The sequence below is a fragment of the Sporocytophaga myxococcoides DSM 11118 genome (genome assembly GCF_000426725.1).
GTDB lineage: Bacteria > Bacteroidota > Bacteroidia > Cytophagales > Cytophagaceae > Sporocytophaga > Sporocytophaga myxococcoides.
The window spans coordinates 252,668-275,997 of the sequence record NZ_AUFX01000005.1; the positions used below are offsets into that span (position 1 = coordinate 252,668).

At 34.7% G+C, this 23,330-nt stretch carries 19 protein-coding genes; 14 read left to right on the top strand and 5 right to left on the bottom strand.

Features of this window, described 5'->3' with window-relative positions; all coding sequences use genetic code 11:
- Positions 1–2 precede the first annotated feature (2 nt).
- Both K350_RS0107050 and K350_RS0107055 read left to right on the top strand, forming a co-directional pair.
- Positions 3–1,196, top strand: coding sequence for an efflux RND transporter periplasmic adaptor subunit (locus K350_RS0107050; RefSeq protein ID WP_051312944.1), 1,194 nt, complete (start codon positions 3–5; stop codon positions 1,194–1,196).
- Positions 1,197–1,446: 250 nt separating this feature from the next.
- Positions 1,447–2,850, top strand: a complete 1,404-nt coding sequence (locus K350_RS0107055) for an aldehyde dehydrogenase family protein (protein ID WP_037574467.1) — start codon at positions 1,447–1,449, stop codon at positions 2,848–2,850.
- 7 nt (positions 2,851–2,857) lie between these two features.
- Here K350_RS0107055 and K350_RS27815 read toward each other — a convergent pair whose 3' ends face one another.
- Positions 2,858–3,958 (bottom strand): acyltransferase family protein, encoded by a 1,101-nt coding sequence (locus K350_RS27815; protein WP_051312945.1) that lies wholly within the window; start codon positions 3,956–3,958, stop codon positions 2,858–2,860.
- A 107-nt stretch (positions 3,959–4,065) separates the two neighbouring features.
- On the opposite strand from K350_RS27815, the gene K350_RS0107065 reads away from it, so the two are divergent.
- From K350_RS0107065 to K350_RS0107075, 3 genes are all read left to right on the top strand, one after another.
- Positions 4,066–4,869 carry an SDR family oxidoreductase gene (locus K350_RS0107065; RefSeq protein ID WP_028979304.1) on the top strand — a complete coding sequence of 268 codons (804 nt, stop codon included), beginning with the start codon at positions 4,066–4,068 and terminating at the stop codon, positions 4,867–4,869.
- A 235-nt stretch (positions 4,870–5,104) separates the two neighbouring features.
- Positions 5,105–5,548 carry a helix-turn-helix domain-containing protein gene (locus K350_RS0107070; RefSeq protein WP_028979305.1) on the top strand — a complete coding sequence of 148 codons (444 nt, stop codon included), beginning with the start codon at positions 5,105–5,107 and terminating at the stop codon, positions 5,546–5,548.
- Positions 5,549–5,562: 14 nt separating this feature from the next.
- A complete protein-coding gene (locus K350_RS0107075) occupies positions 5,563–5,772 on the top strand; it encodes a hypothetical protein (protein ID WP_028979306.1) in 210 nt (69 codons plus the stop codon).
- Here the strand turns inward: K350_RS0107075 and K350_RS0107080 are convergent.
- A complete protein-coding gene (locus tag K350_RS0107080) occupies positions 5,769–6,155 on the bottom strand; it encodes a DUF7793 family protein (RefSeq protein ID WP_037574470.1) in 387 nt (128 codons plus the stop codon). The genes K350_RS0107075 and K350_RS0107080 overlap by 4 nt on opposite strands.
- Positions 6,156–6,425: 270 nt before the next feature.
- Between K350_RS0107080 and K350_RS30905 the strand changes: the two genes are divergently transcribed.
- Positions 6,426–10,166: a PAS domain-containing protein gene (locus tag K350_RS30905; protein WP_081670924.1), complete on the top strand. Its 3,741-nt coding sequence runs from the start codon at positions 6,426–6,428 to the stop codon at positions 10,164–10,166.
- Positions 10,167–10,200: 34 nt separating this feature from the next.
- Here K350_RS30905 and K350_RS0107090 read toward each other — a convergent pair whose 3' ends face one another.
- Positions 10,201–11,424 carry an MFS transporter gene (locus tag K350_RS0107090; RefSeq protein ID WP_037574473.1) on the bottom strand — a complete coding sequence of 408 codons (1,224 nt, stop codon included), beginning with the start codon at positions 11,422–11,424 and terminating at the stop codon, positions 10,201–10,203.
- Positions 11,425–11,600: 176 nt separating this feature from the next.
- Between K350_RS0107090 and K350_RS0107095 the strand changes: the two genes are divergently transcribed.
- The 6 genes from K350_RS0107095 (at position 11,601) to K350_RS0107125 (ending at position 17,092) form a co-directional block, all read left to right on the top strand.
- Complete coding sequence (locus K350_RS0107095) at positions 11,601–12,434, top strand: universal stress protein (protein WP_028979309.1); 834 nt, start codon at positions 11,601–11,603, stop codon at positions 12,432–12,434.
- Position 12,435: 1 nt separating this feature from the next.
- Positions 12,436–12,948: a DinB family protein gene (locus tag K350_RS0107100; RefSeq protein ID WP_028979310.1), complete on the top strand. Its 513-nt coding sequence runs from the start codon at positions 12,436–12,438 to the stop codon at positions 12,946–12,948.
- Between the two features lie 165 nt (positions 12,949–13,113).
- On the top strand, positions 13,114–14,400 hold the full coding sequence (locus K350_RS0107105; RefSeq protein WP_028979311.1) for a hemolysin family protein: 1,287 nt from the start codon (positions 13,114–13,116) through the stop codon (positions 14,398–14,400).
- Positions 14,401–14,498: 98 nt separating this feature from the next.
- Positions 14,499–15,398, top strand: coding sequence for a DUF3078 domain-containing protein (locus K350_RS0107110; RefSeq protein WP_028979312.1), 900 nt, complete (start codon positions 14,499–14,501; stop codon positions 15,396–15,398).
- 116 nt (positions 15,399–15,514) lie between these two features.
- Positions 15,515–16,591, top strand: coding sequence for a CobW family GTP-binding protein (locus K350_RS27825; protein WP_051312947.1), 1,077 nt, complete (start codon positions 15,515–15,517; stop codon positions 16,589–16,591).
- 291 nt (positions 16,592–16,882) lie between these two features.
- A complete protein-coding gene (locus K350_RS0107125; RefSeq protein ID WP_028979313.1) occupies positions 16,883–17,092 on the top strand; it encodes a hypothetical protein in 210 nt (69 codons plus the stop codon).
- Positions 17,093–17,101: 9 nt separating this feature from the next.
- Here the strand turns inward: K350_RS0107125 and K350_RS0107130 are convergent, their stop codons facing one another.
- Together K350_RS0107130 and K350_RS0107135 are read right to left on the bottom strand one after the other, a co-directional pair.
- Positions 17,102–17,737 (bottom strand): hypothetical protein, encoded by a 636-nt coding sequence (locus K350_RS0107130; RefSeq protein WP_028979314.1) that lies wholly within the window; start codon positions 17,735–17,737, stop codon positions 17,102–17,104.
- A gap of 93 nt (positions 17,738–17,830) precedes the next feature.
- Positions 17,831–19,183 (bottom strand): sensor histidine kinase, encoded by a 1,353-nt coding sequence (locus K350_RS0107135; protein WP_028979315.1) that lies wholly within the window; start codon positions 19,181–19,183, stop codon positions 17,831–17,833.
- 679 nt (positions 19,184–19,862) lie between these two features.
- On the opposite strand from K350_RS0107135, the gene K350_RS0107140 reads away from it, so the two are divergent.
- Both K350_RS0107140 and K350_RS0107145 read left to right on the top strand, forming a co-directional pair.
- Complete coding sequence (locus K350_RS0107140) at positions 19,863–22,382, top strand: T9SS type B sorting domain-containing protein (protein ID WP_028979316.1); 2,520 nt, start codon at positions 19,863–19,865, stop codon at positions 22,380–22,382.
- A gap of 2 nt (positions 22,383–22,384) precedes the next feature.
- A complete protein-coding gene (locus tag K350_RS0107145) occupies positions 22,385–23,326 on the top strand; it encodes a PorP/SprF family type IX secretion system membrane protein (protein ID WP_028979317.1) in 942 nt (313 codons plus the stop codon).
- Positions 23,327–23,330: the final 4 nt, after the last annotated feature.

Below are 23,330 nucleotides of genomic sequence, written 5' to 3' on the forward strand. Positions count from 1 at the left end.
TTATGAAAGTTTATAAAATAGTATTGTTTATAGTTTCTCTTTTTCTTTTTACACTGTGCAATTCAAAAAAAGAAGAAGCTTCATCCAGAACTTCTGAGCAAGCAGAGGTTGCTGATACAACAAAGAGCGGTGAAGAATTGAAAGTGGTAGAATTGTCCCGAGATCAATTTACTACAGCTGATATTCAACTTGGAAGCTTTGATAAGAAGAATCTTAAAAGTGTTGTAAAAGCAAACGGATACCTGGAAGTGCCACCTCAAAGGAAAGCTTTTGTTTCTACTTTTATAGGAGGTGTTGTAAAGTCTGTAAATGTTATACAAGGTAAATATGTAAAAAAAGGACAAACACTAGCTGTGCTTGAACATCCTGATTTTACAAGGATACAGGAAGAATACCTTAAAGCTAAAGATAATATGGCATTTCTTGAAAAGGAATATGAACGACAGAAAGAACTTTATAAGGAAAATGTTTCTGCTGGCAAAGTATTTCAACAAGCTGAAGCAAACTTCAAGGCTGAGAAAAGCAGACTAGCTTCTTTAAAAGATCAGTTGGATAAATTGAACATATCCATTGCTAACCTTAATAATGGGATTATAGCTTCATCTGTTTCTGTGAAATCACCCATTGATGGATTTATCACAGAAATCAATGTCAATATTGGAAGCTTTGCACAACCTGCTATTCAGCTCTTTGAGGTGGTAGATAATAGTCACCTTCATGTTGAATTGAATGTTTTCGAAAAGGACTGGTATAAAGTAAAGCAGGGACAAAAGGTATTATTCTCTCTTCCATCAGGTGGTGATAAGAATATTGAGGGTTATGTATTTTCTGTGGGTAAAACAATCAATCCTCAAACCAGAGCATTACCAGTGCATACTGAAATTACTGGCAATACTGAATTGGTTCCGGGGATCTATGTTCACGGGCTTATCGATATCGGAGCCAATGAAGTGAATGCTTTACCGGAAGACGCTGTCATAAATATGGGGGAGAATGAATATATCTTTGTATTAACTGAAGAAAAGAAGAGTGAAGCAGGAAAGACCTACATTTTCAGGATGGAAGAGGTTAAAACAGGTGTAAATGATTTGGGATATGTAGAAGTTGAGCCCGTTTATTCATTAAATAATAAAATGATTGTAAAAAGGGGAGCTTATTATCTGTTTGCCAAAATGAAGCAGGGGGAGGGGGAATAAAAGAGCAAGAGTTTGAACAAGAGCAAATATTCCAGGAAATATTTTGTTGCTCTTGCTCAAACTGTTGCTATGCTTTCTGTAACTAAGAATCAAAGAATGAAAAATTAAAAAATAAATTGGACGCGATGTTCTTCAGCAAAGGCCTTTGGGTTACTGTGTATTTTAAAAGGATATTTTGAAAAAAAGGAACAAACATTAAGTTCCTTTTTTTATTTTTAAAGGGCCGGTAATATTGATAAAACAGAGTTATATGGATTACTCACTCAAGCAAATTTTTGAACAGCAGCGCATTTTTTTTAATGAGCATCTAAGATATCAGGAAATCCGATTCAGAAAACAAAAGTTGAAAAGTATCAGGAAATGGATATTAAACAACCAAAAGGAAATTAGAGACGCTTTATATGAAGACCTGCGTAAACCGGAACCAGAAGCTGATTTTGGTGATATTAAACCTGTGTTGTGGGAAATCGATCATACATTGGAAAAGATTGATGAGTGGGTGAAGGATAGAAGGGTTGAGAATATTACTGCTATGTATGGCGTGAAACCTTCAGTTGTCTTGGAGCCAATGGGAGTCGTGCTGATTATTTCGCCCTGGAACTTTCCATTTAACTTATCAATCGGACCGTTGGTCTCTGCGATTGCTGCCGGCAATTGTGTGATGCTTAAACCTTCCGAGTACTCAGGAGCGACTACAACAATCATTGTAAAGATGATAGAAGGTTTGTTTTCTGAAAAAGAAGTAAAAGTAGTTTCAGGAGAAGCTGAAGTTGCAGAAGCATTATTGAAGCTCCCTTTTAATCATATCTTTTTTACAGGCAGTACAGAAGTAGGAAAAAAGGTCATGAAAGCTGCAGCAGAAAACCTGAGCTCTGTGACCCTGGAATTAGGAGGTTGCAATCCACTTATCATTGATGATAGCGCCGATCTTAAAGATGCTGCTCAGAAGATTTTGTTTGGGAAGTTCTTGAATGCAGGACAGTCATGTTTATCGGTAAATTCAATTTTTATAGATTATAAGGTTAAAGAAAAATTTGAGAAAATATTATTAGACTATTTTCATAAATTTTATCCTGATTTTAAAAGTGGAAAAATGAAAGATCTGGCTTCTATCATCAATCAAAAGCATGTAGATAGATTGTGTGAAATTATAAATACCTCAATAGCTTCAGGAGCAATAAATCTTCTTGAAAAAATTCCACCGCATGAAAATTTTGTACCTCCGGTGATTCTCACAAATGTATCATGGGAAGCCAATATTCTTAAAACTGAAATATTCGGACCTGTCCTTCCGATTGTTGGATATAGAAAAATATCAGAGGCAATAAATTTTATAAGGGGGAACCACAAACCATTAGCTCTTTATGTTTTTTCAAAGGATCATGATACTGTGAATTATATATCACAGAGTCTATCTTCGGGAGCCATATCTGTCAATGATACAACATTACATTTTGTGCATCCTTACCTTCCTTTTGGAGGCGTAAATTATAGTGGTATAGGAAAGTCTCATGGATATTGTGGCTTTAAGGCATTCTCTAACGAAAAAGCAATTTTGAAACAGAGAGTAGGTTTTACTGCAGCAAAGCTGATTTATCCACCATATAACAAAAAGGTAAAGTTTATTATCAGATTTATTATGAAGTATCTATAAATACGAATTACTTCTTTAGGTATGCCAATGAATCTGTATTCTCTGATTTTTCTCCTAAGTGTAAAAAATGTTTTTCAAATAGATGATAAGAGACAACGCTTATTCCGATGGTTATCAGAAGGCAGGAAGCGGACAGAAGGAATATGTTAAGCATATTGTCCTCCTCTAAACCTAACATGCTAAAGATTTTTATCATGAGATTAATTACTATGGTGTGATAAATATACATTCCATACGTGAATGTTCCCAAGTAGGAGAAGAGTCTGTTGCTTTTGGTCTCTTCGGTTTTTATCGTTGTCAGGAATGAAATGACAAACATAAAAATAATTCCGAAGCACAATGGTTCAATGACGTACTTATAAGGAAAGTTAAATTGAGGGACGACGAATACAAATAAGACAGCTATTACATAAATGAAAATTTTAAAGATATTGGGAACATAGCTGAGCCATTCTTCAAAATTATGATTTCGCATAACATACAGATAAGCTGGTATTGCTCCGAAGGCAAAATAGTCCAGATTACTTGCAAGGTCTGCAGCAACCAAAGCATGGCTATTATAAAGGATTCTGAAAGGTGTGGCTATTATTAAAGCTAAACCAATAAGATATAAAGAATTTTTAGGCTTAAGGAAAAGAAAAGCCAGCCCCCACAAAATGTAAAAATGAATCTCAGTACAAAGACTCCAGACAACGCTTAAAGGGGATACATTAGCTGAATCTCTTTCAAACATCATCTTGTAGTTTTCCATAAAAGTTACAGACCATATGAGTTCCGGATCATATCCTTTGTTTGATGATGGTAGTTGCAACAAACTGAGAATTGCAGGGGTCAGAAAAGCAAAGGCAATAATCAGATAATAAAGAGGTACTACTCTTAGCGTACGTTTGGTAATGAATTTTATGAAATTGAATGACTGATATTTAACCTTCTCATTAAGAATTACAAAGGTGATCAGGAAGCCGCTGAGTACGAAAAAAAACCTGTTGGTTCCGGTGCTCTGAAATACGTGTAAAACAGGTAATGTAGCTAAAGGTAAATGATTTAAGAAAACTTTTAGAAAAGCTATAAACCTGACAGTATCAAATTGAAAGCACTTTTTACTCATTTTAACCTTCGTTTCAGAATCTAATTTAATAAGGATTGGTCTAAATACAATAATTGAACGCTGAACGAGCTAAACTTATATACTTGAATGGAGTTTGATATTTCGATATGAAAATTCAAAGACTGAAAGGGCAATCTGCCATAGTTACGGGATCGAGTTCGGGTATAGGAGAGGCTATTGCGATCGAACTTGCATATGAAGGTGCAAAAGTGGTGATTAATTATTCATCAAGTGAAAAGGCCGCATTTGACATAGTCAGGGGCATTGAAAAGAATGGAGGAGAGGCAATTGCCATCAAAGCGGATGTGAGTAATGAAGATGATGTGAAAGACATGTTTAAAAAAACGATTGATACTTTTGGTACGATAGATATTTTAGTTAATAATGCAGGTATTCAGAAAGATGCAAACATAGCAGAAATGAGTCTAAAAGATTGGAAGCTCGTGTTGGATATAAATTTAACCGGGCAATTTCTTTGTTCCAGGGAAGCTATTAAAGAGTATAGAAGACGCGGATTTACTGGATATTCTTGTGCTCTTGGTAAAATAATCTGTATGAGCTCTGTTCATGAAATAATACCATGGGGTGGACATGTCAACTATTCCAGTTCAAAAGGTGGGGTAAGTATGTTTATGAAATCAATGGCTCAGGAGGTAGGTAGAGATAAAATAAGGGTTAACGCAATAGCTCCGGGAGCCATTAAAACCCGAATAAACCGGCCGATTTGGGAGACAAAAGAAGCTGAGCAAAAGGTATTGGAACTAATCCCTTATGATAGACTGGGAGAAGCAAAAGACGTTGCTAAGATAGCTGCCTGGCTAGCGTCAGATGAAAGTGACTATATTCACGGTACTACTATATTTGTTGATGGTGGTATGGCCCTTTATCCCGGTTTTGCAGACAATGGATGATCTCAAATTTTAAGGTGAATGAATTCTTAGAAAGTTTATTGTCAAATTAAATTCGAAAATATCTCATTAAATTATAATATAATTTTTATACAACTGATTTTTTTTAATTCAATTTTTAACATTATTGATCTTTTCAAATCAGAATTAATATTCAAAAAAGAATTTAGAATATTTTGATATAGATTTAATTATTTTATAATTGTTTAAAGTTATCTTGTATCAAATTTGAGCTAACATGAATAATCTGGTTGAAATAGGCAAAAGGCTTAAAGAGTTTCTTGATTATAAAAAGATGAAGGTTAATGAGTTAGGTAGGATGAGCGATACATCAGGAACTCAGATTTATAATATAGTAAAAGGGAAAAAATACGGAGTAGATAAATTTATAAGCGTAGTAAATGCCCTTCCTGACTTAAATATTTACTGGTTGCTTTTTGGAGATGGTCATATGTTAAAAGAGACCGTTTTAAAATATAATAATGCAAATTCAGGAGAAGCAGAATTACTGATTAAGGAACTCGAAAATTTGAAAGTACTCATCAGTTATCAGGAAATGACACTTAACGCTTATAAGCGATCTCTTGATATGGCTGCAAGTACCAATGATGATTTGAAAAAAATGGTTGAGTTCTACAGATCTCAGGCTGAGAACAAATCTTCAAATATTAAAAGTGCCTGATTGAGCATACTGTTATGACTTTTACCCTGAAAAAAATCAATGACCCTAATGTTTACCGTTCAATTGAAATCATTAGGGTTGATGATAAATATTTTATTGAGATTGGGGAGTATGAAAATATTGAATCATTTGCAGATCTTACCTTATTGCTAGCTTCTCGCATCGATTTTTTGAAAGAACGGGTTGATTATCTTGAAAGCAAAATTAAAAAGTTTGATTGCTAATTGGGCCTGCGTGTCAAACTTTGAATCCATTCTATTGCTTCTTTTTCTTTTCTGAAAAGTTTTGCAGGTATAGGAGGCTTATGCAGATTTAAATATAAAGTTCCTGTAATTTCCTGAAAGAGGCTTTCAACTATAAAGGCTCCAGCCCATAGCTTTTCCATACACTCAGGACGTGCCAGATATTCCCTGCTGGCTTTATCTATGCTTTTTAGTTTGCGCATATCAAGAACCAGTGGAAAATTTTTTCCATAGCAAAGCTTCAATCTTTGCTCTACAATTTCTTTGGCAACTTCCAGTGGCAGATTTTCGGAGAGGTGACTTATAAAAATTATATCATTATCGATACGCATTTCTACATTTTCATTTACAAAGCTAGTTTTCATTCTCATAGATGTTTGATCTCCAAAAATAAATTATTCTATCGTTTTTTAAAAAAAGATTGTTGTTGGTTATGAGGTAATTGACCTTTGAAGTAAAGCTTTTTTGAGAAAGAAAAAAATAATAAGGTTAAATCCCTGCACGGCGCTAAATTAAATTTTTGCAGAATTATTGGAGTTTATCTGGCAATGACAAAAGGCCAATTTTATGTTAAATCTTTTTTCTCTCACAAACTATTAAAATAAATAAGGGTTTAGTAGTTGGAAAGGAAGGTCATGGCTGAGAAAAAATCCATCCCCGTTACAGATTTAACAGCAATTGTATTATTAAGGTTGGGCAAGACATTTTGCCTGTTGGGGACACTTATACCTATTTTAATACTAATTGGTCGTGTTGTAGACTATAACCTTTTAGTGAGTCTGACACCGGGTAAATTTATTGTAATGAACCCGCTTTCTTCTATTTGTTTTATACTTACAGGCATTGCCATTTGGTTGGTTTGGGATTCCAATGCTCCCCTGAAAAACAAAAGAATCTCTAAGACTATAGTATTAGTTGTCTCTTTAATAGGTCTTTTAAAATTACTTTCTCTTTTCATCGGAGTAAATCTGGGTTTGGATGTACTTTTATTTAAAGATCAATTAAATTTTCATAAAGAAATCTACAATACCTCCTGGAATGAAATGGCTCCCAATACAGCATTAAATATGATGCTGCTTGGTATTACGATATGGCGGATAGACTATGATGACAGTAAAGTAAAGTATTTTCAGTACATCAATTACTTTATTACCCTTATGGCTTTACTCTCATTATATGGTTATATCTATGGTGTAAAGAATCTTTATGGAGTATTTCATAGGGTTCCTATGTCCTTTTATTCGGGTCTCTGTTTTCTGCTTTTTTCTATTTCTGTACTATTTATAAGGCCTATGAAAGGAACAATGGCCATCCTGGTGGGAGAAAATCCTGCTGAAGTGGTCTTGTTAAGATTTCTTGCATTCGTATTGCCATTGATTTTTGGTTGGTTAAAAATTCAAGGGGAAAAGCTAGAGCTAGTTGAAAAGGAATTAGGTACAGCAGTGTTGGCAGTACTCACCTATGTAATTTCAATGTTACTCATTGCCCGAAAATCCTCAGTGCAATATCGACTTAGAAAAGCCAGAAAAAAGATCGTGGATTTGATCGAGGAAGATAATAAAAGGTTGAAAAGAATTCTTGATAACTCACCCACCTATATCAGTATCTATGACCTGGAAACGGGTTATGTTGTTTATTCCAATAATACCACAAGTATACTAGGTGACAGGGAAAAGTTTACTGCAGTACCTTTTGATGATTTAATGAAATCAATTGTACATCCGGAAGATCTTGAAAAAATGGTGGCAAGGGTGAAGGGGTATTCATCATTTAAGGAAGATGAGGCAAGTCAGATTGATTTTAGAATGATAGATAAGCATGGACAGGTACGTTGGTTCTACTCAAGAGCGATCCCTTTTAAAATTGATAATGGTAAAACAAAGCAGATAATTATTAATGCTATGGATTTTACCAATTTTAAAAAGGCAGAGCAGGAGTTGCAGGAGCAGAAGAAGTTTATCGGAAAAGTTGTTAGCGCTTCTCCTAACGTGATTTATATATTCGATATTAAAAACAGACAGAATAAATTTTTTAGTAAAAACTTTTTTGAATCGCTTGGCTATAGCAAAAGTAAGCTGAATCCGTTGGATATAAACTTTCTTATAACTTTGATATATCCTAAAGATCTGGTTCGCTTGCAAAAACATTACCTCAATTTTGTGAATGCTCGTAGTTTTGAAGTAAGGGACATTGAATATAGAGTTAAAGACTCTAAAGGAAACTGGCGATGGGTTTATGCAAGAGAGACGGCCTTTGCCAGAGATGAAGACGGTTTAGTATCTCAGGTTGTCGGAGTATTGCAGGATATTACATCAAGAAAAAGTGCAGAAGAAGCTTTGAGGTATAGGGAACTTCAGCTGGTAGAAGCACAGAAAATTGCTCATGTGGGAAGTTATGAATGGAATCTAATCAAAAATGAAATAGTCTATACGGAAGAAGCATATAGAATATATGGTTTTCCTTCTGATAAGAAGGTTTTCACAATTGAAGATTTTAAAGCCTTACTATCAAATGAAGATTTGATTAAACATGATATTAATCTGTCGATAGCTCTGCAAGAAAGTGACAGCTATGAAGGTGAATTCAGGATTTATCTTCCTGATAAGACTCAGAAAACTATTCAGAATAAAGGAAGAATAGAGCGGGATAGCCATGATAAGCCTTTTAGGATTTTTGGAACTATCATGGATATAACAACACATAAACGTGATCAGGAAAAACTTAGACAAAAGAATGAAGAGTTATTTCATGCATACGTCCAGTTACAATCTACTCAAAGGGAATTGAGTATTGCGAATCAGGAGCTTAAAACAAAAGTGGTTGAACAGGGAGCAGAGCTTTCCGGAAGTGAAGAACGTTATCGCTCCTTTATCAGTAATAGTTCGGAAGGAATATATAGATATGAGTTTCGAGATATAGATCACGTTGATACATTTCTGCCGGCAGATGTGCAGGCTAAACTTATTCTAAAGCATGCTTATATTGCTGAGGCCAATGATATGATGGCCTGGATGCATGGATTCGATTCAGCTGAAGAACTGATTGGAGTTGGACTTACTAAGTTTATTATACTTCCAGAAAGTGAAAAGATTGAAATGATAAAGAATTTTATTTTATCTAGTTACAGACTTTCAGATGTCCAGACTCCTGAGGTAGATAAAAATGGAAAGCTCAATTATTATCTCAGTAACATAAGTGGAGTTGTTAAGCAGGGAAAGCTTCTGAGAGGTTGGGGGACACAGAATAATGTTACTCAAAAGGTTTTAACAATGGAGGCCTTAAAAATAAGCGAAGAGAAATATAGATTCCTTGCTGAAAATGTTCCTGAAATATTCTGGACTGCTGACCCCGATGGTACTGTGGATTATCATAATAAAAGATGGTATGAATATACCAAAAGCAGGAAGTCTGGTTCTTTAAACATGGAATGGAAATCTATGGTCCATCCGGATGATTATTCTCAAGTAGAAAAGCTTTGGAATGAAAGTATGCAGACGGGTAAAGAGTTCAATGCTCAATATCGATTGAAAGGCGCTGGGCAAGATTATAGATGGAACTTAGGTAAGGCTTCCCCTCTCAGAGATAATGAAGGAAAAATTGTAAAATGGATTGGAACTTCTGTCGATATTCATGAAGGAAAGATACTTGCACAGACGCTTTCAGAAAAAAATGAAGAGCTTACCAGGATAAATAATGATCTGGATAATTTTATTTATACAGCTTCTCATGACCTCAAAGTGCCTATCACAAATATTGAAGGGTTGCTCTATATGCTTCTCGAGGAAATGAGTGAAGTTTGTCGTTCTGATAAGGATGTAAATGAAATTCTTCTTCGAATGAACATATCTGTAAATAAATTCAAAAAAGTGATTACAGATTTGACTGAGATCACCAGGGCTCAAAAGAGCAATGAAGATGAAGTGGTTGAAATTAACTTTTCTGAAATCCTGGATGAAGTTCTTTCGCTTATAAGAGACCTGACAGATACAACAAGCACATCTATTCTCACTGACTTTTCAGAATGTTCAACTATTTATTTCTCTGAAAGAAATCTTAAAAGTATTCTATATAATCTTATTTGCAATGCAATAAAATTTGCTTCGCCTGAAAGGACTCCTGAAGTTAAAATTACAACAAGTTGTGTTCATGATATGATATTGTTAAGAGTAGAAGACAATGGTGTAGGCTTTGATATTTCACAAATAGATAAAGCATTTTCAATGTTTAAAAAGCTTCATTCTCATAAAGAGGGCTCAGGTATTGGTCTTTATATAGTTAAAAGAATTGTTACCAATGCAGGTGGTAAAATTGAAGTTGAAAGCGAAAGGGGAAAAGGATCTGTATTTAAGGTATACTTTAAGAAAAATGCTGAATAATTTTTGGGTCTGATTATTTATTGTTAATAATTTTTTATCTGAGTCCAACTGCCAATTTTCTTATATCCTTAGTTTCTGGCATGTAATAAACCACAAATATAAGTGTGAAAAGAGAGGCAACTGAGAGAACAACAAAGCAATTGTTGTAACCGAATAGATTGGAAATTTGACCGGTTATATAAGCACTGAGGCCAGTTCCTATGCCAATGCAGGCAGTTACTACACCCTGGATAAAGTTAAACCTTCCGGTTCCTTCTGTAAGATCAGCTATAATAATGATGACCATTACACCAAAAATCCCTCCAGCGATACCATCAAATAATTGTGTTATTGTCAAATAAACAGGATCTGCAGTTAAAGTCACTAATAATGCCCTTAATGGTAGTATTAAAAATGAAACCATAAAAATGCTTTTCCTTTTTCTGTTTGCAGAAAGCTTTCCGGAAAGCCTGGCCATTATAATCATTACCAATTGTGCGATAATAATACAGCAGGACATAAAGATATAAGCACTTTCTTTTTCCGTCGTAGCAATTTTCTGCCCTACCAAAGTCATCATAGAACCATTGCAGAATCCGAAAAGGGTAACTGTGACCAGGAGTATTATAATATTTTTTTCTCTTACAATTTCTGTATATCCGATTGGTTTGTGTTGGATATTACTTTCATCTTTGGCACCTCTTGCAAGAGAATGATCTATGTCACTTTTTTTAATCATCAATACAGAAATACTGCTGGCTATAGCCATTAAGGTAACCAGATAGAATATTCCTTCCAGAAACATATAATAACCTATAATACCCGCAAGTAAAGCGTTAAGCACATTCCCAATGTGATTAAAAGATTCATTCCTCCCTATACGTTTGGCCAGTCGTTCATAACCTACCATGCCAAGGGTTATGGCTGCTACGGTTGGGGTATAGACAGAAGTGGCCAGCCCTATAATACATTGTGATATGCAAATAATCATAAAGCTTGGTGAAATCACATCAATCAGACAGGCAATTCCGATCATAAGGGAAGAGAAAACAATAAGTTTTCTTTTATGATGAGTTTTATCTATCCAGGCACCGGAAGGAGTTTGTACTAATATTCTTATGAATCCCGGTAAACCCATGATCAGTCCTATGTCTGCTGCATTCCAGTTTTTTTCAGTCAACAGGTAAATGGCAAGGTATGGTCCTAAACCGTCACGCACATTGGCTAAAAAAAAGCTTAGGCAATCCAGTCCTCTCAAACTCCTCAATGTAGCTCCCATATAAAAATGACCAATTCTGATAGATATATTAAAAAGATAACTTAAGTTTAAAAGATTGGTTTATCTATTTAGATTGAATTTTATTTTATGGAAGGAGTACGGAGGAATTTTTTCCATAGTAAATCAATTACGTGGTTTTGAATATGATTTTTAATAGTAAAAAATTATTTATTTAAATGAGGGTTATACTTTGTCCTGTAGATTTTTCGGAAAACTCGCTTAAAGCTTTGGAGTATGCAGCTGCCATAGCATCTCAAACTCAAACAAAGCTTTTTGTTTTAAATAAATTTACCCTGACTGGAGGGGAGAAAATTGAGCCGAGTGATAATGTATTTGACAAATCAAAAGAAGAAGCAGAAGATAAACTTAATGAATTAAGGAATATTATCCTGGCTGAATACAAAGACGTGCAGGTGGATGTGTCTGTAGCTTATGGTATTGAGCCTTCTCAGGTAATATTGGATTTTGCTGAGGATATTAAAGCTGATCTCATTGTGATGGGAACTAAAGGGGCGGGAGGTTTTAAAGAGATTTTTTTTGGAACCACTACCACATCTGTAACCAGCAAAGCATCAGTCCCTGTACTTGCATTCCCTGTTGCAGCAAAACCTTATTTGCCTAAATCAATTGTATATGCCACTGACCTTAAAAAGGAAGACAGAGCTGTACTACATCCTTTATGGAATTTTACAATAAGTCTTGACGCTCAGCTTACATTTTTGTATGTTGCAAAGGACGAAGAAAAAGGTATAGATGTTATCAGAAATGAATTGGAAAGCAGTGAAGGATTTAACAGAATTAAAACAACGTTGAAGGTACAATTTGCAGAAGTGAAATCCAATGATGTTTTCGGAGCAATTCAGGATTATGCTAATGAAACAAATGCAGGCCTTATTGTGCTGGGAAACCATCAGAAAAATTATCTCGAGAAATTGAGAAAAGGGGATCTGACTCGTTTGATGACTATGTATACTGAAGTTCCTTTATTGATACTTCATAAGAGCAAATAAAATGAAAAATGCAGCTGAGTTGATTGAAGAATTGAATAATTCTACAAATATGCTTACTAATCAAATTAGTCTGTTTAAGGATAATGAATTCAACGTTAAGCCCGAGCCTAATCAATGGTCTGCCGGTGATGTAGCAGAGCATATTTATATTCTGGAATCTTTCATTAACAAGGTGCTTAAGGGAACATGCATTCCTGCAGAAAGAAACCCGGAAGAAAAGGTTTTGGTTGTTAAAAACATATTTTCAAATTTTGATAAAAAATTCAATGCTCCCGATCCTATCGCTCCTTCAGTAAACTTGAAATCAATAGATCGTTTGTTAGATGATATTAGAGCCTCAAGGTTGATTACACAGCAAATCGTTTCAGCCAACGACCTTAGCCTTATTTGTAAAGATTTTGTGCATAAAGGTTTTGGGGAAATGACTCGTACTGAATGGGTTCACTTTTGTATTTTTCACACTGACAGGCATCTTCACCAAATGCAAAAGATAAAAGAAAAAATATTAGGATAGTTTTTAAAAAAAAACCAAGTGATATAAGTTTTTTGAAAATTGGGTAGTTATTAGAATGTTACCATTTGTACAATTTTTGAAGAATTATTAAAGTGACTTTAATTTTTTGTTTTTAGTCGATTTATTATAATCTTTCAAGCTTCATTTGGTATTTAACATATAGAAATGGTAGTAGAAATTATCATCATTCTCCTCTTGATTATAGTGAATGGTATATTTTCAATGTCTGAAATTGCCCTGGTTTCTTCCAAGAAATATAAACTAGAATCTGCATCCGAAAAAGGTAATAAGGGAGCTAAAGTTGCCCTTGATCTTTCTGAAAATCCCGGGAAATTTCTTTCAACTGTTCAGGTTGGAATTACACTGATTGGAATCTTAACAGGGGTTTTTGGAGGTGCTTCAATTTCACGGAGGCTCAATGACTATTTTGAGGCATCCGGAATATTCGGAAACTATTCTGAAACTGCTTCAGGACTTATCGTGGTATTCGGAATCACTTACGTAACACTTATTCTGGGAGAACTGCTACCCAAAAGGATAGGTATGAACAGTCCTGAAAAAATTGCTTCAGCTATTGCAATTCCGATGACAATCCTTGCAAAGCTTGTAAAGCCCTTGATTTGGCTACTTTCCGCATCAACTGATCTGTTTATTAAAATTCTGCAACTCAAACCCCAGGAAGATCATTTTGTGACCGAAGAAGAGATTAAAGCTATGCTGGAAGAGGCTTCTGATATAGGGGAGGTCGAAAAGGAAGAAAGAGAAATGGTGGAAAGAGTATTTTTTCTTGGAGATACTGATGTGGGATCACTTATGAGCAGCCGAGCTGATGTGGTTTCACTTGATATAAATGAAGATCTTGAGGTTAATAAAAAAATCATGGCCGAATCCATTCATACGCATTTCCCTGTTTATGAAAATGAATATGACAACATCATTGGTATTCTAAGTCTGAAAACCTTCAGTTCTTCCTTGTTGAGAAAGGAGGAAATAGACCTTCGGTCAATGCTTATTGATGCATTATTTGTGCCCGTTCAGATGACTGCTTTTAAATTATTGGAAAATATGAAAGCCAGGAATACTCATTTTGCTGTGGCTGTAGATGAGTATGGTTCTGTAAAGGGAGTAATCACAACCAATGACCTGGTAAATGTGGTAATAGGAGACATATACCGAAAAGAGGAGGCCGAAATCATAAAAAGGCAGGATGAATCTTATCTTGTAGATGGGTTAATCTCATTGGATGAATTTTTCAGATATTTTGAAGTTGAGAAAACTGAAGAGATAGAAAAGGAAGGGTTTTATACTTTAGGAGGTTTAATACTTTATATTTTTAAAAGAATCCCTTCGTCCGGTGAAATAATTGATTGGAAAAACCTACATTTTGAAGTGCTGGATATGGATGGACAAAGAGTAGATAAAGTCCTTGTGAGGCCAATAGATTCTCATTAGTCTAATTTAGTTATAGATACAGTGTAAGTTAATTGAGAAATTTGTTTAGTTAATTTCTTCTCGGACTTTTAATTTTGGATTTTACATCCTATTTAATCATGAAGAAGTTAATTTTAATAGTTTTTATTCTTTTAGCAAAAAACGTTTTTGCGCAAACAGACTTTTCCAATCAGGATACCATACCTTCTCCCTGGAAAAAATCATTAGAAGGAGGGGCAAATATTAATCAGTCCTCCTTTAGCTCCAACTGGAAAGGAGGAGGAGTGAATTCAATTGCAATGGGCTTGCTGTTGGATGGTCGACTATTGTATGAATCAAACAGAATATCGTTTGATAATATACTTCAGTTGCAATATGGTATGGTTAAAAATGGTAATACTATATACAGGAAAACTACAGATAAAATATTCTTAGATTCAAAGCTGGGATACAGACTTACAGACAAGTGGAATGCTTATATCTCCATAAGCTTTCTTTCTCAGTTTGCACAGGGCTTTAAAGTTACCAAAGATAGTCTTGATAGAGAATCTCAGCAATTGATTTCAAGATTTATGGCTCCTGGATACCTCACTTCCTCAATGGGTCTGGAGTATAAGCCAGTCGATTATTTTTGGCTGAGGTTTGGTGTAGGTAGCTTTCGTAATACTTTTGTTACTGATACTACCATATACAAAAATGTACCTCAGAACTATGGTGTACCTATCGGTAAGAAAGTCAGAAATGAACTTGCATTTGCACTTACTGCTAATTTTGATAAAGATATCGCCAAAAACCTTCATCTCTATACCAGGTATGCGATGTTTGCTAACTATGAAAATCTGAAAGCCATTGACTCGCGTCTGGATCTTACCTTATCTGCAAAAGTGAACAGATATATCAACGTGAATCTAACTGCTACTGCCTTGTACGATCAGGATCAGGATTATGAGATTCAATTTACTCAGATGCTTTCTCTCGGTCTTTTATACAGATTCTCTCAGTTTGATCCAAAGAAATAATTGGAGATTGATTTATTTCCTGAAGAATAAAAAATCAAATTATCAAAAGCAGGCTTGTTTTGTTTTATCAGGAGTAACAACAAAACAAGCCTGTTTAGTTTAAAATTAGAAACCACATGGTAATGCCTAAAATTCCTGTCACAATCATTACAGGCTTTCTGGGAGCTGGAAAGACAACATTGCTCAATTATCTTATCTCTCATCACAAAGAAAAGAGATTTGCGGTAATTGAAAATGAATTCGGAGAAGTGGGAATAGATGGAGCTTTGGTAATGGATGCCAAGGAGGGAATCTTTGAGCTCTCAAACGGCTGTCTTTGCTGCACTCTTAATGATGATCTGATAGATGTGCTTCAAAAAATACTTAACAGAGACAGGAAGATAGAACACCTGCTAGTGGAGACCACAGGAATAGCGGATCCTGGACCAATTGCCATGAGCTTTCTTTCGGATCCATATGTCAAAGAAGCATTTTATATTGATGGTATAATTACTTTGACTGATGCTCAGTTTATAGAACAACAATTGGAGGATCAGGAGATCGCCTGCAATCAGGTAACAATGGCAGATGTTATTATTATCAATAAAATTGATAGGGTAGATTCCTATCAGACAGATACTGTAAAAAATATTCTCAGACGCATGAATCCTGGAAGCCTGATTGTATTCCATGGAAAAGATTCAATCTATGACATAAACCTTTTGGAATTAAATGCATTCTCAGAACAGAGTTTTCACAGCACCTTCTCTGCTTTAAAAAAACATAGCTATTCCTATCAAAAGAATGGTTCAGATCAGGCAAGCCTTTTGGCTCCCACAAAGCAAGTGAGACATGCAGGTATTCATTCTCATACTTTTGTGTTTAAGGCTCCTTTGGATGTGCTTAAATTTAATATTTTCATCAGAGCCTTGTTAACCGAGCAATTAAATGTCTTTCGAATAAAAGGAATTTTGAATCTTAATTCAGTTGATGAAAAAATTCTATTTCAAGCAGTGAACAGCCAATATGCTACTGATTCAATGGGCCCCTGGGCCTCAGAGAATGAAAAAGAAACCAAAATAGTTTTTATTGGAAAAAACCTGAGTAAAATTTTATTACAAGAGGCTTTGGACTTATGCAGTGCTTCAGCTGAATTTGAACCGGAAATTTTTTATAATCAATTAAATAGAATTATTTTAGGAATGAAAAAATGATTAATTTTGTATTTTATTGGTAATTTTTAGTATTATTTTTATTATTTTAATTTCTTGAAACAATTTCCATGATAAGTTATATTTTTTATGTTTACCTTTTCATCTAATTGTTTATTAAAGAATATCTTTTTAGTGATTATTGTCTAATATCAAAAAAGTTAAAATCTACATTTAACTTATTTTGAATTGTTAATTTTAGGTATTAGACTATAAAATTGTTATATTTGTCTAAGACACTTGTTTTTAAATTTCGTTTTTTAAAATCCTTAAGACCATAGAGACTGATTCCTTATGATGACTTTTGAGACCTTGAAAAAATACCATCTATCAAAAATCAAAGTGGTATTAAAATCCGGAGAGGAATATATAGGGATAATCACTTCTCATGATTTTACGGATAAAGAAAGGATAGTAATAGACCGAATATCTCTACTAGGTGATCTTAATATCTCTAAAATTAAATGTGAAGATATTCAGTCTATTTCCTTTGCTAAGGAATAAAAGAAGATTTTAGAAGGTATATCTGATTCCTGTGCTTATATCGCCTTTTATAAACAATGGACTATTGAATACCTCTGTGTAAATAGTGTTTTCAGCAAACAACATGATTGGGAAATTTTTAAAAGTGTATTCTATTCCCAGCACTGCATCTGCTCCCATGGAAAATGTACTTATATATTCCTTATCATAAATTATAGTATTGTTTTCTGTATAATGGTAATTACAGTAGTAATTGGAAAATCTTGACTGAATTCCGGCTCCGTAGTACCATCTTAATCTGGGTAAAAAGGAGATATTATGGTGCACAAGATAATGTAATTGTAGAATCCACGGTCTTTCTGTATGATCATATCCGTCGAAAATGTAACCTTTATTTCTAAGCCGTCTCTTATTGCTTCGGTAGTAATAGTCATAGTTTCTATAAGAACCATTCCGGCCAGCTATAAACTCTAGAGCTTTGTTTCCAAAATACTTTTTAAGGGTAATCCCTCCTGGATTATGAAATTTAAAGCCAGCAGTCCAGTTCAAAGCCCTGGCAGAAGTTGATTGGCTGCTATCTGTCTGTGCAGTTGCATTATAAGAAAGAATTAAGAATGTAATAATGAAGAAATTCCTGGAGAATACACTTCTTGAAAATGTTGTCATATTGCTAATAGATTTTTGATTCTATTGCTTTGACAATCCTGTTTCAACATACCCCTATGCAGGAAAAAAATATTTAATGAAAGACAAAGTTGATTAACCTTTACAAGTAGGAAGCTCAACTGAAAATGTAGTCATAATGCCGGGAGTGCTGTAGACAAAGATATTTCCATCATTTGCATGAATAAGCTGTTTGCACAGAAGTAATCCGATTCCAGATCCTTTTTCAGAATTTGTGCCTAATCTGGTTTTGGCAATATTGGGCTCAAAAAGCTGGTTAAGCATTGCATCAGGGATACCTATGCCATGGTCTTCTATATTTACCTGAATTTTGCTATTCTTATCGGAGGCATAGGCGATGACCTCTTGTCCGTTATGACTGAATTTGATAGCATTGAGAATAAGGTTTCTGAAGGTTATTTCCATCATGTCATAATCACACCAGACCAGAGTATTAGCGTCTATTGAATTTGTAAGCTTTACATTTTTGTTTTTTGCAAGGTAGCCAGTATACTGAAATACATTATCAATAAGCTCCTTCAGGCAAATATTTTTAGGATCAGGAGAATGATTGGTAAGATGTGTACTGGACCAGTTAACAAGATTATCCAGTAGCTGTTTGGTATGGATAGAGGACTCTTTAAATTTTAGCGCAACAGCCTTTATTTCTTCTTTTTGTATTTTTTCTTCAAGAATCAGTTCTGTAATAGCCTGAATATTGTTAATGGGGCTCTTTAGGTCATGAGAAAGGATGGATAAAAGTCTATCCTTTACAGAGTTTAGTCTTTCCAGTTCACTTTTTGTATTTTCCAATTCACGGTTTTGAGCCGATAAGAGGCATTGTTGTTCTTTTAGTTGATTGCTTTTTTCAAACAACAGTGTTTCTCCTAATTCTGACAAAGAAAGAAACAGATTTGCAAGAAATATCATGCAGAATATGGCTGTCAGGTTAAAAGCTGTATTAATCCACTGATTTACTCCTAAAGATATATTGGGGGCAGGTAAAGAAATGTTGTATTTGTCAAGGCTATATATAATTGCAATATTAAGCAGGGTAAATAGAATGGATATGTTAAAAAGAGGTCTCTCGTTTTTTCCAAAAATGATAAAAGGTATAATAGCAATTGGAATATAAAATACCTTGAGATCCATTTCACTTCCCAGGCTCGCTGACATAGATAATACCTGAAGCAATAGAGAAAAGTACAATACAACCTTTGCAACCCTTGAAAAGCCTGCCATACAGATCCTCCAAGTAGAAAAATGAACTACAGCAAAGAATGCAAAAATAAAATTTAAAGGAAAAATATTATAAATAAAGAATCCTGCACCAAACACTACACATAAAAAAATACAAAGAACTGTTGTGTATGCGGTTATTTTAATCCTTTTTGTTTCTAGTTGATTTTGATTTGGGGCGATGTCTTCTGATAAGAAAGATAAGATCATTCATTCTTTATTTACATGTATGCAATAAACTGACTGTAATATTGAATTTTAACCTACAATATACCTATTTCTGATTTTAATTCTAATAATAGAACATTTTTGTGAGTTAAATTCTATTACGGTAAAATACAAATACTTTTGGGGCAAGTTTCTTATACCTCTGTGAATAAATTATTTCTCAAGATGCTAATATTTAATCGCTACATTCTATAACTGTCCGATCTTATGGACAAATAGATGTTTGCTCATAAGAGATATAAAGGAGATTCAAGTCTATATTTGTCCAAACAACAGATTTTATAAGTCAAGTAAGTGCTGGCTCACAGAAGTCTTGCTGAATTGATAAAAGATAGAAATGGAAATAGGAATATTGGGAAAGTGAAGTTTTAAATTTCCCGTTTGGTGGAGCTTTTGAGAAAGTTTTTTATTAATAATAATTCTGTGAAAGCATTATCAAAATGCAAATGAATAATGACTTTTAAAGTTAAAACCTCCTTTAAAGTGGTAGAATAGGCAAAGTGAATTAAAATAACTCGTCGAAATGGATGAACTTAAATTGGAGAATCGCATGATAATTTTTATCTTTAATAGCTATTTTTCTGTGTTTTAAGAGAAAAGATTTGCTCAATCATTATTCCAGAAAAATCTAATTTCAATCCTATTTTAATTTGTATCAAATATGCGTAATAGCAGTTTTTTAACCCTCTTTTATTTCCTGATTGTATTCTATTCCATTGCTCAACCTGCCATTATTGATACTTCATTCAATAAAGCAGGTTCTCCTCGAGGAATTTTCCAAACAAGATTTTATGGCAAGGAGGAAGAAGCCAAAATGATCATATCACAGCCAGACGAAAAAATCGTAATGGTGGGATCTTCTCTGAATGGTTCTAAAGGTCATGATTTTACTTGTGTAAGAATAAATTCTGATGGAACACTAGATGAAAGTTTTGCATCAAAAGGAAGAGGAATATATACAGTATCTGATTCGACTGATGAGTATGCTGAAACAGTTGCAATTGATAAGGCCGGAAGGATTTTGATAGGAGGCTATATTTATGCTTCTGGAACTACTAAGCCTGTAATAATCAGATTGACTGCAGACGGCAATATCGACAAAACCTTTGCGAAAGAGGGTAAATATTTTCCCGACCTGACTACAAAGAAGATGACAAGTATACATGCTCTGAAAAGACAGGGGGAGAAAATACTAGCAGTAGGATCGTATATAGATTCAATAAGTATGTTTATAAACGGACCTACTACTGTCGTTTTTAGGCTGAATGATGATGGGACACAGGACAAAACTTTTGGGAGCAAAGGCATAACAATATTAGAAAGTGTAGCCTGCTACCAGATTGCCTTGAATGAAACGAGCATAGCCTTAGGAGGGTCATATCCTATGCCGCTTAAAACATCATCAGTGACCAATCCTGCTATAGCAATGCTTAAATCTGACGGAACAATTAATACGACATTTGGTGATAAAGGCTTTTACAAAGGGACAGTGGTAGCACTGGAAATAATCGCTGATTTGGCTTTTCAGAAAGATGGTAAGCTGGTAACAGTGGGGCAGGTACGAGATCAAAGTGTCATCATGCGTTTAAAATCTGATGGAAGAATAGACTCCACTTTTGCAGGTGACGGAAGAGTTATAAATATTCTTGCATACAGGGAAGTGGGAAAGTCAATTTTTGTCTTACCGAATGGCAATATTTTAGCCACGATAGAAGCAACATATTCTGATGGAAATTTTACTAGTCAAAGGTTAAGACTTGTCAAACTGAATGAAAAAGGAGAGTTTGGATCTTTGGGCTATGAACAAATTTCAGATTTTTCAACTTCACTTAATAACTCAATTCTAACTTCCGATTATAATCTCATATGCGCCAGAGCAACAGGATATGATTTTAGTGTAGTTAAAGTCAAAACGAAAATTATACCAAGTATAAGATTTACCGACATCCCCAAATTAAACATAGCAAGTGGAAATACCCCGCTTTTTGCAAATGCTTCTTTTAACTTACCGGTAATATTTATATCGAGTAATGTAAATGTAGCAGAAACCAAAGACACTCTGCTTATCGTTACCGGTGCAGGTCCTACAACTATAACAGCTTATGTTGAAGCATCTATAGATTATGAAGGCACTAAAGCTAACCAGACCATTATAATATCTCCAGCTGCGGAGTTTCTAATTGGTAAAAATTATACTAGTACAAAAAAAGTACAGACCTATGCTGTGGTTCCTTACAACGATGAATATAGTTATGAATGGTCATACTTGGGAGAAAATGCATACCTGTTAAACACAAATCAGGAAAGTGATTCGGTCAATAAGGTAAATATATATTTTACAGAAGATGCTGTGGAAGGAACGATTAACTGTAGAGTTTATGACAAACAAGGTTTATTGAAAGCTACATTAAGAAAAGAGATTAAAGTGGTGGAAGATGCAACAGATGGAAATATACGTGAAAATAGCTGTCCTAAAAGTTTTGCACTATGCTATGCAACACATATAAATTCATTCAGGATTAATTCTCTGAAAAGTGATTCTTCTGGTTGCCAGGGAACAGGATATACAGATTTTACAGAATCAGGTAGAACAACAGATCTGTTTCTCGGCAATGTTTACACTGCAGATTTTGAAATTGGTTCTATCGGAAAATCCAGTAAATATGTAGGTATATGGATAGATTACAATAATGATGGAGATTTTGATGAAGCTGATGAATTTGTAAATGCATCTTTTGGAGAAGATTCTCTTTTTTCTATGAAACCTATAATCATAAAAAACTCTAAAGAATATGCAGGTAGCAGGAGGTTGAGAATCAGATGCAGAACAAATGGTCGCTTTACATCTTCGGATGCATGTATTCTTTCAGGTGAGGCTGGAGAAACAGAGGATTATATGGTTACGCTAAAAGTCCAGGATGCTTTGGAAGCGCCGGAAATCATCACTCCTAATGACGATGGAAAAAATGATTACTTTGTTATTAGAGGAGTAAATGACAAAGCAGACAATAGGCTTGATGTCTTTGATAAATGGGGTGATATCAAATACAGCAGTGTAAATTATCTCAATGATTGGAATGGTAAATCCAATAACGGTGACAAGGTTACAGAAGGAACCTATTATTATGTATTTAAAAATGGGGTAAACGTTCTAAAGGGATTTGTAGAAGTAAAGTATTAAAAATGAATTTAAATATTTCAAGTAATATACAGCACATGTTTCGTTATCTTTTACTCTCAGTAATTTTTGCAAGTCTGACTATTGGAGCCCAGGCACAGCAAATGCCTCTGGTTTCCAATTTTATGTTTAATCAATTGATCTATAATCCTGCTGCGGCAGGTATGCAGGAGACACAGTTCAATGCCAACCTTGTGTCCAGATTTCAATGGACTGGCATGAATGGAGCTCCGGTTACCAACATGTTCTGGGCAGACTATAGATTCCCCGCAAAGAAAATGGCGCTGGGTCTTAATATCAATTATGACAAGTTCGGAGCCAATAGAAATACTGACTTCCTGCTCAACTATGCATACTATGTACCCCTCACAAGTAAGTGGAAGCTTTCTATGGGACTGCGAATGGGCTTTACATCAGCTAAATTCAGTACAGCCTATCTGGACAGAGTATGGGATCAGGGCGATCCTGTTGTGGAAGCATCAAATGTAAGTGCAATGATGCCCAAAGCAGGAGCCGGATTACAACTTTCTACCAAAAATTTTTATGCAGGTTTTTCTGCTCCGGACCTCATCATGGGCGACAAGCAGAATCTTTATGGAAATGAAGGCAAGCCTTTCTTCAGTAAGAAAAGAAACTATATGCTGATGGCTGGCTACAGAGTTAAACTTAGCGACTCCTACAAGCTTTATCCAAACATCAGGTTTTCATATTTTCCTGACTCAAAAGTGCGGGCAGATCTAAATTTGATTTTCGAAATTACTGACTATTTCTGGGCGGGAGCTACCTATTCTTCCTATAAAAGTCATGCTTTGATGGCAGGTACTCACATTAGTTCAAGGGTAAGATTTGCATATGCATATGAATTTAAAAGGGATTTGGGCGTGAATTTAAATACTCACGAAATAAATCTTATGCTGAATCTGGATGGTCTGTTTAGAAAAAAATAAAGTT

What these genes read in the sequence shown, in the direction of transcription:
- K350_RS0107130 (WP_028979314.1), bottom strand. Translation starts at nt 17,737, where the DNA reads ATGACAACATTTTCAAGAAGTGTATTCTCCAGGAATTTCTTCATTATT.
- K350_RS0107065 (WP_028979304.1), top strand. Translation starts at nt 4,066, where the DNA reads ATGAAAATTCAAAGACTGAAAGGGCAATCTGCCATAGTTACGGGATCG.
- K350_RS0107140 (WP_028979316.1), top strand. Translation starts at nt 19,863, where the DNA reads ATGCGTAATAGCAGTTTTTTAACCCTCTTTTATTTCCTGATTGTATTC.
- K350_RS0107075 (WP_028979306.1), top strand. Translation starts at nt 5,563, where the DNA reads ATGACTTTTACCCTGAAAAAAATCAATGACCCTAATGTTTACCGTTCA.
- K350_RS0107100 (WP_028979310.1), top strand. Translation starts at nt 12,436, where the DNA reads ATGAAAAATGCAGCTGAGTTGATTGAAGAATTGAATAATTCTACAAAT.
- K350_RS0107135 (WP_028979315.1), bottom strand. Translation starts at nt 19,183, where the DNA reads ATGATCTTATCTTTCTTATCAGAAGACATCGCCCCAAATCAAAATCAA.
- K350_RS0107070 (WP_028979305.1), top strand. Translation starts at nt 5,105, where the DNA reads ATGAATAATCTGGTTGAAATAGGCAAAAGGCTTAAAGAGTTTCTTGAT.
- K350_RS0107050 (WP_051312944.1), top strand. Translation starts at nt 3, where the DNA reads ATGAAAGTTTATAAAATAGTATTGTTTATAGTTTCTCTTTTTCTTTTT.
- K350_RS0107105 (WP_028979311.1), top strand. Translation starts at nt 13,114, where the DNA reads ATGGTAGTAGAAATTATCATCATTCTCCTCTTGATTATAGTGAATGGT.
- K350_RS0107080 (WP_037574470.1), bottom strand. Translation starts at nt 6,155, where the DNA reads ATGAAAACTAGCTTTGTAAATGAAAATGTAGAAATGCGTATCGATAAT.
- K350_RS0107125 (WP_028979313.1), top strand. Translation starts at nt 16,883, where the DNA reads ATGATGACTTTTGAGACCTTGAAAAAATACCATCTATCAAAAATCAAA.
- K350_RS30905 (WP_081670924.1), top strand. Translation starts at nt 6,426, where the DNA reads ATGGCTGAGAAAAAATCCATCCCCGTTACAGATTTAACAGCAATTGTA.
- K350_RS0107090 (WP_037574473.1), bottom strand. Translation starts at nt 11,424, where the DNA reads ATGGGAGCTACATTGAGGAGTTTGAGAGGACTGGATTGCCTAAGCTTT.
- K350_RS0107145 (WP_028979317.1), top strand. Translation starts at nt 22,385, where the DNA reads ATGAATTTAAATATTTCAAGTAATATACAGCACATGTTTCGTTATCTT.
- K350_RS0107110 (WP_028979312.1), top strand. Translation starts at nt 14,499, where the DNA reads ATGAAGAAGTTAATTTTAATAGTTTTTATTCTTTTAGCAAAAAACGTT.
- K350_RS27825 (WP_051312947.1), top strand. Translation starts at nt 15,515, where the DNA reads ATGGTAATGCCTAAAATTCCTGTCACAATCATTACAGGCTTTCTGGGA.
- K350_RS0107055 (WP_037574467.1), top strand. Translation starts at nt 1,447, where the DNA reads ATGGATTACTCACTCAAGCAAATTTTTGAACAGCAGCGCATTTTTTTT.
- K350_RS27815 (WP_051312945.1), bottom strand. Translation starts at nt 3,958, where the DNA reads ATGAGTAAAAAGTGCTTTCAATTTGATACTGTCAGGTTTATAGCTTTT.
- K350_RS0107095 (WP_028979309.1), top strand. Translation starts at nt 11,601, where the DNA reads ATGAGGGTTATACTTTGTCCTGTAGATTTTTCGGAAAACTCGCTTAAA.